Raw genomic sequence first — 13310 nt, forward strand, 5'->3', positions numbered from 1 at the left:
TGATAACGGAGGGCAGCGCGATGGCCAAGGTCGTGATTCTGACTGGCGCCGGTATTTCCGCCGAAAGTGGTCTCAAGACGTTTCGGGCGAGTGACGGCCTTTGGGAAGAGCATCGCATCATGGACGTGGCGACGCCTGAGGGTTTTGCGCGCGACCCCGAATTGGTGCATCGCTTCTACAATGCGCGCCGGGCGGCGGCGCGCGCGGCACAGCCAAATCCTGCCCATGTCGCGTTGGCGAAACTCGAGGCCGATCCGGGCCACGAGGTTCTGGTGGTGACGCAGAATGTCGATGACCTGCACGAGCGCGCTGGCTCTCGGAACGTGATCCACATGCACGGCACGCTGTTTGGAGCCTTGTGCCACGCATGCGGCCATCGCTGGCCCGCACCGGAAGCGATGAAGCCGCGTGACACCTGCCCCGAGTGCGGGCGAAAAGCCACGCGGCCCGACATCGTCTGGTTCAACGAGATGCCCTACCAGATGGACCGGATAATCCGCGAGCTGGAAGCCGCGGACCTCTTCGTCTCGATCGGCACCAGCGGCAACGTCTATCCGGCGGCAGGCTTCGTACAGGATGCCGCGATGGCCGGTGTCGAGACGCTGGAGCTGAACCTCGACCGCTCGGCGGGCAGCGAGATGTTCGACATCTCGCGCCAGGGACCGGCGAGCGTGCTCGTCCCGCAATGGGTGCGCGAGCGGCTGGGATAGAGCGGCGGGGCGGCTAACCGCCCTGCCCTGTCCGTTAGTAGCTGTATTCGGCGTAGATCTTGCTCAGATCGCCATTCCACTCGCCGTGATATTTCTCGAGGAGTTCGTCGGCAGGCACGCGGCCGGTCTCGACGCTCTCTTCCAGCGCGTTGAGGAAATGGGTCTCGTCGGGGATCATTCCGCCTGCGCCGGGCTTCGCCCGTGCCGCCAGACCGGATTTCGCGATCGCCACCGTTTCGCGTGCGAGGTCATGCAGCTTCACGCCGTTGAACTCGCCCTGCAGCGCATCGACCGCCGCCGCACGGCGCAGACCTTCACGGGTCTCGTGATCGAAGCCCTTCACCAGATCCCAAGCCGCATCGAGCGCGGTCTGGTCATAGCACAGGCCGACCCACAGCGCGGGCAGCGCACACAAACGCCGCCAGGGCCCGCCATCGGCACCGCGCATCTCGATGAATTTTTTCGCCCGCGCCTCGGGGAAGACGGTCGTCAGGTGATCGGCCCAGTCACTCAGCGTCGGCTTCTCGCCGGGCAGCGCGGGCAGCTCGCCCTTGAGGAAGTCGCGGAAGGACTGGCCCAAAGCATTGATATATTTGCCGTCGCGATAGACGAAATACATCGGCACATCTAGAACGTAGTTCGCGTAGGCCTCGTAGCCCGCGCCCTCTTCGAACATGAAGGGGAGCATGCCCGTGCGCGCATCGTCGAGGTTCTGCCAGATATGGCTGCGCCACGATTTCATGCCGTTGGGCTTGCCATCGAGGAAGGGCGAGTTCGCGAAGAGCGCCGTCGCGACCGGCTGCAGCGCCAGCGCCACGCGCATCTTCTGCACCATGTCGGCCTCGGACGCGAAGTCGAGATTCACCTGCACGGTGCAGGTGCGATACATCATCTGCGTTCCGAGTTCGCCGACGCGGCCCATGTAATCGGTCATCAGCCGGTAGCGCCCCTTGGGCATCATCGGCATCTGCTCCTGCGACCAGATCGGAGCCGCGCCAAGGCCGATGAACCTTACGCCGAGATCGTCGGCGACCGACTGCACTTCGCGCAGGTGGAGGTTCACCTCGTCGCAGGTCTGGTGGATCGTCTCGAGCGGCGCGCCCGACAGTTCCAGCTGCCCACCGGGCTCGAGGCTCACATTCGCGCCGTTCAGCTCCAGCCCGATGATGTTGCCCTGCTCTTCCACCGGCTGCCAGCCAAAGCGGTCGCGCAGACCTTCCAGCATCGCCTTGATCGACCGCGGGCCGTCATAGGGCAGCGGCAATTGCTTGTCCGCGCAATAGCCGAATTTCTCGTGTTCGGTGCCGATGCGCCAATCGTCGCGCGGCTTCTCGCCCGCGGCCAGATATTCGGCCAGTTGCTCGAAGCGCTCGATCGGGCCACCGCCCTGCTGCGGAATGGACATGTCTTTTCTCGCGTCGCTTTATGGAGCGCCACAGGTGGCGCGGGGGCTAGCTCAAGTCAAGCGTGAAACCTGTTTACGGATCCAGAGGCTCTGTGCGGTAGTCTGCTGGTCGAGCGCGGCGGAGATTTTCCCCATATCGATCCCCGGCAAGCTCGCGAAGGCATCGTAGAGCGCATCCGCCCCCGCCGCGTCGAGCGGGATCAGGAGCGCCTCCCCCGACAGGCTGCGAAGCCGCCAATATTGCTTGCCCTGCAGTGTCAGCAGACGGATTTCGGCCAGTTCGCGCAGCGGCAATTCGCCGCCCATCCCGAGCGCCGAGACATTGCTGCCCGGCCCCGCAATGGCGCGCGCCCGGCTGGCTGCGAAATAGGAGATACGACCCTCGTCGATCTCGACCAGACCCGGCGCGCTGGTTTCACGCGCAAAGCGCAGCCGCCGCCAGCCGATCAGCGCCCAGCCGAGCCCGAGCGCCACGGCGACCAGTCCCAGCGGCATCAGGATCAATCCGCCGAGCCAGATCAGCCACGCGCCGAACGCCACAACAACTCCCGCCGCGATCACCTCGCCCCAGCGCTTGAAGCCTTCTGCAACTTCGGGACGGATCACCGCCAGTCTCCCAGCGCCGATTGCCACAATGTGATCGCCGCGCAGACCGCCGTATCGGCGCGCAGGATGCGCGGGCCGAGGCTGACGGGGGTCACGAAATCGCGACTGCGAAGCATCTCGCGCTCGGCCTCCGAGAACCCGCCTTCTGGCCCGATCAGGATCGCCCAAGGTCCCGGCTCCAACCCCGCGAGCGTCTCTGCGGGGCCCACCAAAGCCTCGTCGGCCCAGAGGATGCGACGGCTCGGATCCCAGCCATCCAGCAGCTTCTTGAGACCCTGCAAATCCTCGACCGGCGGCACATAGGTGCCCAGACATTGCTCCGCCGCTTCCTTGGCATGGGCCTGCAAGCGGTCCTGCCGGATGCGCGCGGAATTGGTGAACTCGGTCTGCACCGGCAGCACCTTGGCGCAGCCCAGCTCGGTCGCCTTTTCGACGATGAAATCAGTGCGCTCTTTCTTGATCGGCGCGAAGATCAGCCAGAGATCCGGCGGCGCGAGCTGCGGCGCGGCCTGCTCGACGCAGGCCAGAATACCGCGCTTCTTGTGAGCCTCGACGACCTCCGCCGTCCACTCGCCATCGCGCCCGTTGAACAGCGCAACACGGGCGCCCACGGCCAGCCGCATCACCGCGAAGAGGTAATGCGCTTCGTCCTGAGTCAGAGGCACGGCTTGCCCCGCGCCCAGCGGGTGCTCTACACAGAGCCTGATCTTGGCACGTTCCATGAGGCGGACTTTATGAGCGGAAAACCCGAAACGCCAGAGGCGGCGGAAGACGCAAACGGCACGGTCGCGGATGCTTATCGCGGCAACTGGGTCGACCGGCTGGCCCCGGCATGGACGCGGCCCTATCTGCGCCTGAGCCGCGCCGACCGGCCTATCGGGACGTGGCTGCTGCTGCTGCCCTGCTACTGGTCGATCGCGCTGGCGGCGTCCTCGACGGGCGGCTTCATCTGGTGGGATCTGTGGCTGGCCATCGGCGCCTCCGTCGGAGCCTTCCTGATGCGCGGCGCGGGCTGCACCTGGAACGACATCACCGACCGCGACATCGACGCCGGCGTGGCGCGCACCCGCTCGCGCCCGATCCCCTCGGGACAGGTCTCGACGAAACAGGCGCTGGCTTGGGCTGTGATCCAGTCGCTGATCTCCTTCGCGATCCTGCTGACCTTCAACACCCCCGCGATCATTCTCGGGATCGTCTCGCTCGGTCCGGTCGCGATCTACCCCTTCGCCAAGCGCTTCACCTGGTGGCCGCAGATCTTCCTCGGGATCGCCTTCAACTGGGGCGCGCTGCTGCTGTGGGTCGCGCATACCGGAAGCCTCAGCTGGCCGCCCGTCGTGCTTTATTTCGCGGGCATGGCCTGGACGTTGTTCTACGACACGATCTACGCGCATCAGGACAAGGAAGACGACGCGCTGATCGGCGTGAAATCCACCGCGCGGCTCTTCGGGGACGACAGCGCGAAATGGCTGGGCGGCTTCCTGATGACCTCCGTCGCGCTGATGACCATCGCCGTGATGGGCGCACTGTTGCCCGGCGCGCCGCCGCTGCGCCTCGCGCTCTCGTTGCTCGCGCCCTGGGCGATGGGGTGGCACATGCTCTGGCAGATGCGTCAGCTCGATATCGACGACCCGGACACCTGTCTGAAACTGTTCCGCGCGAACCGCGATACGGGCCTGATCGCTGCGCTGTTTCTCGCCGTTGGCGCAATCGTGTAACGGCGTATCGATTGATCCCCGCGCCCCTGCACCTTAAGGAAACGGGATAAAGATTCCCCTGGGGAGGGCCTGAGACCGATGCGCAGCCGCGCCACCTTGTTGACGATCGCCGCCTTTGTCCTCGCACTCGTCGTCTCCGCAGTCATCGCGGGCGGCGCGGCGACAATTGTCGAAAAATCCACGAAACAAGAAGTGCGCGTCGCGATGGAGGCGCAGGGCTACGGCTGGATGCGTATCCATACCGATGGGCTGCAGGTGATCCTCTCCGGCACCGCCCCGACCGAGGCCGAGCGCTTCCGCGCCGTTTCCGAGGTCGACAAATACGTCGACAGCTCGCGGGTCGTCGACAATACCGACACCCAGATCACGAAGCCGATCACGCCACCCGCCTTCTCGCTGGAAATGCTGCGCAACGAGAACGGCATCTCGCTGATCGGGCTGGTGCCATCCTCGATCGACCGCGAGGCGATCGTGGAGAAGCTCTCGAAAGTCGCAGGCGAGGATGGCGTCACCGACATGCTGGAGAGCGCCGATTACCCGGTGCCCGGCGGTTGGGACGAGGCGATGAAATTCGCGATGACGACGCTCGAGACGCTGCCGCGCTCGAAAGTGTCGGTCAGCGCGGGCAAAGTCTCGGTGGAGGCGATCACCGACAGCCCCGCCGAAAAGGGGCGAGTGGAGACTTCGCTGGCACGCCGCCGCCCCTCCGATCTCAAGCTCAGCTTCGACATCTCCGCACCGCGCCCCGTGATCACCCCCTTCACGCTGCGCTTTCTCATCGACAAGGCGGAAGGCCCGCATTTCGACGCCTGCTCCGCCGATAACGAACGTGCGCGCGACCGCATCCTGACTGCGGCCCGCGCGGCGGGCGCGAAAGGCACGCTGAGCTGCACGATCGGGATGGGCACGCCTTCGCCCGACTGGTCCAAGGCCGCGCAGATGGCGATCAAGGCGCTCGGCGATCTCGGCGCGGGCTCGGTGACCTTCTCGGATGCCGATATCGCGCTGGATGTGCCTTCGACCGTCGATCAGCAGCAATTCGACGATGTCGTGGGTGAGCTGGAATCGAACCTGCCCGGGGTGTTTTCGCTCAAGGCCAAGCGCGAGCCCGCCCCCGATGCGAAAGCCGGCGAGGCGAGCTTCACCGCCACCCGCGACGGCAACGGCCATGTCGACCTGAAGGGCCGCGTGACCGATGCGCGTGAGCGCCAGACCGTCGAGAGCTACGCACGCGCCAAGCTCGGCCATGCCAATGTCCATGGCGCGACCCGCGTCGACAAGGAGCTTCCCGCCGGTTGGCCGGTACGCACGCTGGCCGCCCTAGACGCCCTGTCGGTGCTGCACGAAGGCAAGGTCACCGTGACCCCCGACGGCATCTCGGTCAGCGGCGTCTCGGGCGATCCGCAGGCCTCCGACACGATCTCGCGCATTCTGACGAGCGAGCTTGGCGAAGATGCGCAGATCGACCTGAGCGTGAAATACGACAAGCGCCTCGATGAGCAGCTCGCCCTGCCGACCGGCAAGGAGTGCGTGGCCCGCCTGAACGACACGCTGAAGAAGAAGAAGGTCGATTTCGATCCGGGTTCGGCGCAGGTCGCCGCGGAAAGCCTCGACGCGCTCGACGCGTTGGCGAAGGCGATGAAGAACTGCACCGACTTCAAGATGGAAGTGGCCGGCTATACCGACAATCAGGGCCGCGAGGAAATGAACCTGCAGCTCTCGCAACAGCGCGCGCAGGCGGTGATCCGCGGGCTTCTGGACCGTGGCGTGCTGATCGGCAACCTGGAGGCAAAAGGCTACGGCGAAGCCCAGCCCATCGCCTCGAACGACACCGAAGCCGGCCGCGAGCAGAACCGCAGGATCGAGTTCGTGCTGCTGGACGAGGCGCCGGTGGGTGACGAGGCGCTGCCCGATGCCACGGCAGACGCCACGGCAGGCGCTGACGAGGGGACTGGGGATGGCGCTGGCGAGCCGCACTGGAACGGCGCCGTGACCGATGACGGCGCCCCCGCCACCGAGAACGGCGCGCAGGACAAATCCGGCGATGGGGACACCGCCGCAGAACCGGGGCAACAGCCCCCGCAACAAGAAGAAATTCCGGTCGAGACGCCCGGCGAGAAGACGCCGCGCCCGCAATCCCGGCCGGAGGACCTGTCGAAGGGCTGAAGGGACGCCATATGAACAGAGACGAATTCATCATCGCCACAGCGATCATCCTTTTCGTGGCTTTCGCGCTTGGCTGGTTCGCAAGCTGGCTGATCCACCGCCTCACCCGTGTGAGCCAGGCCGATATGGGCGAGCTGGAGCAGATGGCGCAGGCGTTGCATGAAGCCGAGGAGACCCGCGATCAGGCGCTCGTCTATGTCGAGCAGCGCGAGGCGGAACTGGCCAATCAGCTCAGCCAGACCGAGGCCGAGCTGCGCGCGGCGATGGATGGATTGCGCGACGCGCGTCACGAGGCCGAGGAATTGCGCGCCTATATAGAGCGTACGAAAGAGGCCTGATCTCTCGCGGCTCCCCGCCCGATATTGCCGCAGATTCTCCAAACGCTCATGTCAGGCGGCAGACGCCCGTGGCGCTTTGGCCCGCGCCCCGAAGTTGGTATCGAGTCCCGCCCGCCATGCGCGGCCGATCTGCAAGCCAATAGCTGCGCCATGCTCCAGACTTTTCCCGTGGCGCCCTCCCCTGCCGCACCGCCGGCATATGCGCCGAGCCCATGCCCCGTATCGCAAGCCGCAGCCTGCCCGATGCGATCTGGCCGCTGAGCATCGTCACCTATTTCGTGATCCAGACCCTGTACCGCACCGCGCTCGGCGGTGCGCGCGGGCTTGACGATGCGCAGATGATATGTCCGGGGCAGGTCTTCCGCGCGCGACCTATCCAGGCCATCCCGACTGGACGATCGGACCGGGGCAGCGGTTCGCGGCCCCCTACCCCTTCGCGGATGAGGCGAAGTTCACCCTCTCGGTCGCGCCAATCGTGACGCCGGGCGATCAGCCGCGCTGAGGGGGACGGATATCCGGCAGGGCCGCTTTCACCAGCGGGTGCAGCTCCAGCTTGTCCGCCGCCGCGAGGAACGTGTCGCGCATCGTGGGCGCCCAATTGGCATTGATGTGATCTGCCACGGCATGCGCCTGATCGCCGGGCTGGCTTTCGAAGAACTGTGCGATCTGATTGGCCATCCCGGCGAGTTTCTCAGGCTTCATGCGGTGGCCTCCTGCGGCGCGGTGTAAAGCGCGAGGCCCCGGCCTGCGCGTGCAATCACGGTAAGGCCCGCGTCCCGCGCCTCGCTCACCGCCAAAGCGGTGGGGGCGGAGGGGCCGACTATCACCGGAATACGTAGGGTCGCGACCTTCTGGATCAGGTCGACCGAAAGCCGCGAGGTCATCACCAGCGCGCCGCTCGCCGGGTCTATCCCGCCCCGGATCAGCGCCCCGATCAGCTTGTCGAGGGCGTTGTGGCGGCCGACATCTTCGCGCGTCAGCACGATCCCCTTGCCCGGCTGCCAGAAGCTCGACGCATGGGCGGCGCGGGTTTCGTCCTGCAGAGGCTGATGGTCACGCAGGGTCTCGAGCGCCTCCGAGGCCTGTTCCGGCGTCATGGTAAAGGCGGGCGGGAGAACCGGAGCGAGCTTGCGCCGCGCCTCCTCCAGTTGCTCGATCCCGCAGAGCCCGCAGCCCACCGGCCCCATCGTAGCGCGGCGGCGTTCGGCAAACCGGGCGCCTGCGGGAGCTGCCAGCCAGTTGCGCGCTTCGATCCCGGCCTCGGTCACTTCGAGCTCCTGCCGGGTAATCTCGGACGCGTCCTCGATGAGCCCTTCAGAGAGCGCGAATCCGAGTGCGAAATCCTCCAGATCGGCGGGGCTCGCCATCATCACCGCCTGCGTCACCCCGTCGAAAGACAGCGCCACGGGCACTTCCTCGGCAAGGCGCTGCACAGCGCCGCTGGGCATTTCCCAATCGGTCGCCGTCATTCAGCAGCCTCGACGCGGCGGGTCAACTTGGTCTGCGCGGTGTAGAGCTCCTGCCAGTCCGAGGGCCCGTTCGACAGCCCCACCTGCACCGCCGTCACCTTGTATTCCGGGCAGTTCGTCGCCCAGTCGGAATTGTCGGTTGTGACGACGTTCGCCTGCGTTTCGGGGTGGTGGAAAGTCGTATAGACGACGCCGGGCGAGACCCGATCGGTGATCGTCGCGCGCAAGGACGTCTCGCCCGCTCGGCTGGTGAGCCGGACCCAGTCGCCCTCGCGAATGCCGCGCGTCTCGGCATCATGCGGGTGAATTTCCAGCCGGTCCTCGGCATGCCAGACGGAATTCTCGGTCCGCCGCGTCTGCGCGCCCACGTTATACTGCGACAGGATGCGCCCGGTGGTCAGCAGCAGCGGGAAGCGCGGCCCGGTGCGCTCCTCGGTCGCGACATAGGCCGTGCGGATGAACCGCCCCTTGCCGCGCACGAAGCCATGTTCATGCATCACCGGCGAGCCTTGCGGATGCGCATCGTTACAAGGCCACTGCACCGAGCCCATACGGTCGATCAGGTCGTAGGTCACGCCCGCGAAGGCGGGCGTCGTACGACCAATCTCGGCCATGATCTCGGACGGGTGGGTGTAACTCCATCCCGCGCCCAGCGCATTGGCCAGCGCCTGCGTCGCCTCCCAGTCGGCCAGCCCTGCTTTCGGCGCCATGACCTTGCGCACCGGGTTGATCCGGCGCTCGGCATTGGTGAAGGTCCCGTCCTTCTCGAGGAAGGTGGAGCCCGGCAAAAAGACATGGGCGTAGCGCGCGGTCTCGTTCAGGAAGAGGTCATGCACGATCACGCAATCCATCGCCGCGAGGCCCGCGGCCACGTGATGGGTATCGGGATCGGATTGCAGAATATCCTCACCCTGAATGTAGATCGCCTTGAAGTCCCCCGCGACGGCGGCGTCGAGCATATTGGGAATACGCAGCCCCGGCTCGGGGTCGAGCGTCCTACCCCATTCCGCTTCGAACACCGCGCGCACGGAGTCGTCCGAGACATGGCGATAGCCCGGCAGTTCGTGGGGGAAGGAGCCCATATCGCACGAGCCCTGCACGTTGTTCTGCCCCCGCAGCGGGTTCACCCCCACACCGGGGCGTCCGATATTGCCGGTCATCATCGCGAGGTTGGCAATGGCGATCACGGTGGTCGAGCCCTGGCTGTGCTCGGTCACGCCCAGCCCGTAATAGATCGCCCCGTTCGGCGCGGCGGCATAGGTCCGCGCGGCGTGACGCAGCGCGTCGGCCGGCACGCCGGTCAACTCTTCGACCGCCTCGGGAGAATGGGCCGGATCGGCGGCGAACTCGGCATAATCCGTCCATTCGTCCCAATCGCAGCGCTCGCGGATGAACGCCTCGTCGAAAAGCTTCTCGGTGACGATCACATGGGCCATCGCGGTAAGCACCGCGACATTGGTTCCCGGACGTAGCGGTAGGTGATGCCCCTCGCCCATATGCGGGGTCTCCAGCAGATCGATCCGGCGCGGGTCCACGACGATCAGCTTCGCGCCCTGCCGCAGCCTTTTGCGCAGCCGCGAGGCGAAAACCGGATGGCCGTCGGTCGGGTTCGCCCCGATGACCACGGCGCAATCCACCTGCTCGACGGAGTCGAAATCCTGCGTGCCAGCCGAGGTCCCGAAGGTCTGCTTCAGCCCGTAGCCGGTCGGCGAATGGCAGACCCGGGCGCAGGTATCGGTGTTGTTCGTGCCCATAACCGCGCGGGCGAGTTTCTGCACGAGGAAGGTCTCCTCATTGGTGCAGCGCGACGAGGTGATGACGCCCACTGAATCCTTGCCGTGCTTGGCCTGCGCGCGCTTGATGCCGTTGGCAGCAAATTCCAGCGCCTCTTCCCACGACACTTCGCGCCACGGGTCAGTGATGCTGTCGCGGATCATCGGGTTGAGGATGCGGTCGCCATGGTTCGCATAGCCCCAGGCGAAACGGCCCTTCACGCAGCTATGGCCACGGTTCGCCTTGCCCTCTTTCCACGGCACCATGCGCACCAGCTGGTCGCCGCGCATCTGCGCCTCGAAAGAGCAGCCCACGCCGCAATAGGCACAGGTCGTAACCACGGAACGCTCCGGCACGCCGATCTCGTCGACGGTCTTCTCCTGCAGGGTCGCTGTCGGGCAGGCCTGCACACAGGCGCCGCAGCTGACGCAATCCGAGTTCAGGAAATCTTCCGTACCGGTCGAGATGCGGGCGTCGAAGCCGCGCCCGTCCACGGTCAGCGCGAAAGTGCCCTGCACCTCTTCGCAGGCGCGCACGCAGCGCATGCAGACGATGCATTTCGACGGATCGTAGAAGAAATACGGGTTGGAGTCGTCGCGCGGAATATAGAGCGGATTGGCGCCGTCCGCCGCGCGCGTCTCGACATGGTTCTCGCCCGGCGTGTAGCGCACGTCGCGCAGGCCCACGGCCCCTGCCATGTCCTGCAATTCGCAATCGCCGTTCGCCGCGCAGGTCAGACAGTCGAGCGGGTGATCGGAGATATAAAGCTCCATCACCCCGCGACGCAGCCTGTGCAGCTGCTCGGTCTGGGTTTTCACGACCATGCCTTCGCGCACGGGCGTGGTGCACGACGCAGGCGTTCCGCGCATCCCCTCGATCTCGACCACGCAAAGACGGCACGAGCCGTAAGCGTCGAGCATATCGGTCGCACACAGCTTCGGCACGGTGATCCCGGCCTCGGCGGCGGCGCGCATCACGGAGGTGCCCTCGGGCACGCTCACATCCATGCCGTCAATCACCAGCGTCACAGGCGGGCCCGATTTGGCAGGCGTGCCCATATCGGAGAGTTTCGGCCCGTGCACTCCGTCGGGGATGATGAAATCCTTCATTCCGCAGCCTCCTGTGAGAGCGAGAATTCTTGCGGGAAAAGCCGGATCGCCGAGCGCACCGGGAAGGGCGTGAAGCCCCCCATCGCGCAGAGCGAGCCCTTCTCCATCACTTCGCATAGCTCGTGCAGCAACTCGATCGCCGCCGGGTCGCCCGCCGCCACGCGGTCGAGCGTTTCCATGCCCCGCACCGCGCCGATCCGGCAGGGCGTGCATTTCCCGCAGCTCTCGACGGCGCAGAACTCCATCGCGTAGCGGGCGAGCGCGAGCATGTCGGCGCTGTCGTCATGCACCACGAAACCGGCATGGCCCACGAGGCCACCCTGATCGGCGAAAGCCTCGTAGCAGACCGGCAAATCGAAATCGTCCGGCCCGTGATAGGCGCCCAGCGGTCCGCCCACCTGCACCGCTTTGAACGGACGACCCGAAGCCGTACCGCCGCCGATCTCGTTGACCAGCGTGCCGAGCGACATCCCGAAACCGGTCTCGAACAACCCGCCATGTTTGACGTTGCCCGCGATCTGAAGCGGGATCGTCCCGCGCGAGCGACCCAGCCCGAACTCGGCATAGGCAGCGCCGCCGTGGATCAAGATCCACGGCACGGCGGCCAGCGAGAGCACGTTGTTCACCACGGTCGGCTTGCCGAACGCGCCTTCCAGCGCGGGCAGCGGCGGCTTGGCGCGCACCATCCCGCGCTTTCCTTCGAGCGAATTGAGAAGCGAGGTCTCCTCGCCGCAAATATAGGCGCCCGCGCCGACGCGCACCTCCAGATCGAAGGCCGGCCCCTGCCCCATCAGGCTGTCGCCGATGATCCCGGCCGCGCGCGCTGCCTTGATCGCTGCGTTCAGCGTGCGGATCGCGTGGGGATATTCCGAACGGACATAGATGAAGCCCTTGGTCGCGCCGACCGCAAGACCGGCAATCGCCATGCCCTCGAGCAGGCAGAAGGGATCGCCTTCCATCAGCATCCGATCCGCGAAAGAGCCGCTATCGCCTTCGTCCGCGTTGCAGACGATATATTTCTGCGAGGCCTCTGCCCCGGCGACAGTCTTCCATTTTATGCCGGTCGGGAAGCCCGCACCGCCACGACCGCGCAGCCCCGATGTGGTGACCTCTTCGATGGTCTGCTCCCCGCTCAGTTCCAACGCACGCTTGAGACCCTGCCAGCCCTCGCCCGCCTCATAATCGGACAGCGACAGCGGATCGGTCCGACCGCAGCGCGCGAAAGTCAGGCGGGTCTGTTTTGCGAAGAAGGGGATTTCCTCGACCGGGCCGAGCGCCTTCGGGTGATCGCCGTCTTCGAACAGCGCAGGTACGTCCTCGGGCGTCATCGGGCCGAAGCCGTAGCGCACACCGTCGCGCTCGATCTCGACCAAAGGCTCCAGCCAGATCATCCCGCGCGTGCCGTTGCGGATGATCTCGACCGTTTCGCCGCTCAGACCAGCCGCCGAGGCAATCGCCGCCGCGACCTCATCGGCCCCACAGGCTACGGCAGCGGCATCGCAGGGAACCCAGATCTTCATGCCGAGACCTCCGCAACCAGAGCCTCGATCCGCTCGGGCGTCGCCCGCCCGACCAACTGATCGCCCACCATCGCGGCGGGCGCGCAGGCACACAGCCCGAGGCAGTAGACCGCCTCAAGGGTCACGTCTCCCTTCGTTTCTCCGACTTTCATGCCGAGCGCGCGCTCCAGCCGCGCGATCATCTCCGTCCCGCCCATCGATTGGCAGGCCTCGGCACGGCACAGCTTGATCACATGCTTGCCCGCGGGCGCATCGCGGAAATCGTGATAGAAGGAGACGACGCCCGCCACCTCCGCCCGGCTCAACCGCAGCGCATCGGCAATCGGCTGATAGCTATCGGCGGGCACGCAGCCGTAAGCGGCCTGCACATCGTGAAGAATGGGCAGCAGCGCACCTTCGCGCCCCGCATGATCCGCCAGAATCGCGGCGAGCCTGTCGTCTTCGGTCATTTCCATCCTCCCGGCCCCGATGATGGGGCGAGCATGCCCCGGCCAGCAAG

General features: G+C 66.0%; 13 protein-coding genes. 5 read left to right on the forward strand and 8 right to left on the reverse strand.

Annotated elements, in window-relative coordinates; translation table 11 throughout:
* Window positions 1-20: 20 nt before the first annotated feature.
* Window positions 21-710 (forward strand): NAD-dependent deacylase, encoded by a 690-nt coding sequence (locus B6V76_RS10650; protein ID WP_088722287.1) that lies wholly within the window; start codon window positions 21-23, stop codon window positions 708-710.
* Between the two features lie 34 nt (window positions 711-744).
* On the opposite strand, the gene B6V76_RS10655 is transcribed toward B6V76_RS10650, so the two are convergent.
* From B6V76_RS10655 to B6V76_RS10665, 3 genes are read right to left on the reverse strand one after another with little or no spacing between them, the layout of a single operon-like run.
* A complete protein-coding gene (locus B6V76_RS10655) occupies window positions 745-2115 on the reverse strand; it encodes a glutamate--cysteine ligase (RefSeq protein ID WP_075773928.1) in 1371 nt (456 codons plus the stop codon).
* Between the two features lie 51 nt (window positions 2116-2166).
* Window positions 2167-2721, reverse strand: a complete 555-nt coding sequence (locus B6V76_RS10660) for a hypothetical protein (RefSeq protein ID WP_088727392.1) — start codon at window positions 2719-2721, stop codon at window positions 2167-2169.
* Window positions 2718-3443, reverse strand: a complete 726-nt coding sequence (locus B6V76_RS10665; RefSeq protein ID WP_075773926.1) for a 16S rRNA (uracil(1498)-N(3))-methyltransferase — start codon at window positions 3441-3443, stop codon at window positions 2718-2720. The genes B6V76_RS10660 and B6V76_RS10665 overlap by 4 nt, the downstream gene beginning before the upstream one ends.
* A 12-nt stretch (window positions 3444-3455) precedes the next feature.
* Between B6V76_RS10665 and ubiA the strand changes: the two genes are divergently transcribed.
* The 4 genes from ubiA (at window position 3456) to B6V76_RS19940 (ending at window position 7442) form a co-directional block, all read left to right on the forward strand.
* The gene (ubiA, locus tag B6V76_RS10670) at window positions 3456-4436 is read left to right on the forward strand and encodes a 4-hydroxybenzoate octaprenyltransferase (RefSeq protein ID WP_075773925.1); all 981 of its coding nucleotides are present in this window, start codon (window positions 3456-3458) and stop codon (window positions 4434-4436) included.
* A 78-nt stretch (window positions 4437-4514) separates the two neighbouring features.
* Window positions 4515-6602, forward strand: coding sequence for an OmpA family protein (locus B6V76_RS10675; protein ID WP_088727393.1), 2088 nt, complete (start codon window positions 4515-4517; stop codon window positions 6600-6602).
* 11 nt (window positions 6603-6613) lie between these two features.
* Entirely contained in the window at window positions 6614-6940 is a 327-nt protein-coding gene (locus tag B6V76_RS10680; protein WP_075773923.1) for a hypothetical protein, read from the forward strand.
* A gap of 343 nt (window positions 6941-7283) precedes the next feature.
* Complete coding sequence (locus B6V76_RS19940; RefSeq protein WP_166504579.1) at window positions 7284-7442, forward strand: hypothetical protein; 159 nt, start codon at window positions 7284-7286, stop codon at window positions 7440-7442.
* Here the strand turns inward: B6V76_RS19940 and B6V76_RS10685 are convergent.
* The 5 genes from B6V76_RS10685 to B6V76_RS10705 are packed head-to-tail and all read right to left on the reverse strand — an operon-like array spanning window position 7430 to window position 13260.
* Entirely contained in the window at window positions 7430-7642 is a 213-nt protein-coding gene (locus tag B6V76_RS10685) for a formate dehydrogenase subunit delta (protein ID WP_088722284.1), read from the reverse strand. The two genes, B6V76_RS19940 and B6V76_RS10685, sit on opposite strands and share 13 nt — an antisense overlap.
* Window positions 7639-8409 (reverse strand): formate dehydrogenase accessory sulfurtransferase FdhD, encoded by a 771-nt coding sequence (fdhD, locus tag B6V76_RS10690; RefSeq protein ID WP_088727394.1) that lies wholly within the window; start codon window positions 8407-8409, stop codon window positions 7639-7641. The genes B6V76_RS10685 and fdhD overlap by 4 nt, the downstream gene beginning before the upstream one ends.
* Window positions 8406-11291, reverse strand: coding sequence for a formate dehydrogenase subunit alpha (gene fdhF / locus B6V76_RS10695; RefSeq protein ID WP_088727395.1), 2886 nt, complete (start codon window positions 11289-11291; stop codon window positions 8406-8408). The genes fdhD and fdhF overlap by 4 nt, the downstream gene beginning before the upstream one ends.
* Window positions 11288-12811 carry a formate dehydrogenase beta subunit gene (locus tag B6V76_RS10700; RefSeq protein WP_088727396.1) on the reverse strand — a complete coding sequence of 508 codons (1524 nt, stop codon included), beginning with the start codon at window positions 12809-12811 and terminating at the stop codon, window positions 11288-11290. The genes fdhF and B6V76_RS10700 overlap by 4 nt, the downstream gene beginning before the upstream one ends.
* Window positions 12808-13260, reverse strand: coding sequence for a formate dehydrogenase subunit gamma (locus B6V76_RS10705; RefSeq protein ID WP_075773918.1), 453 nt, complete (start codon window positions 13258-13260; stop codon window positions 12808-12810). Before B6V76_RS10705 ends, B6V76_RS10700 begins: the two co-directional genes overlap by 4 nt.
* Window positions 13261-13310: the final 50 nt, after the last annotated feature.

The sequence above is a fragment of the Thioclava sp. IC9 genome (assembly GCF_002213225.1).
GTDB classification, from domain to species: Bacteria; Pseudomonadota; Alphaproteobacteria; order Rhodobacterales; family Rhodobacteraceae; genus Thioclava; species Thioclava nitratireducens.